Genomic DNA, 259 nt, shown 5'->3' with positions numbered 1-259 from the left:
GGCGGGAGCGTGCTCAAGGGCGCCGGTCTCGCGGCACTGTGGTCCCCGGCGGCGTTCGTCATCGTCATCGTCGGCACGGTCGCGGCGATCCTGCTGCACACGCCGCCCGACGTGTTCAAGCGCGCGATGCGCATCGTCAAGTGGACGATCAAGCCACCGGTCGGCGACCGCGGCGCGCTGGTCGCGCAGCTGCTGGAGTGGAGCAACGTCTCGCGCAAGCAGGGCCTGCTGGGGCTGGAGCCGTACGTCGAGGCGCAAC

General features: G+C 71.0%; 1 protein-coding gene. It reads left to right on the top strand.

The window, feature by feature from the left end; translation table 11 throughout:
* Positions 1–259, top strand: a 259-nt coding sequence (locus SB719_RS21095; protein WP_412159875.1) for a hypothetical protein, incomplete at both ends; no start/stop codon positions are given.

It is taken from the genome of Pantoea sp. SIMBA_079 (genome assembly GCF_046940275.1).
Lineage (GTDB): Bacteria > Pseudomonadota > Gammaproteobacteria > Enterobacterales > Enterobacteriaceae > Pantoea > Pantoea borealis.
This window is presented reverse-complemented; position numbering and strand designations above follow the sequence as displayed.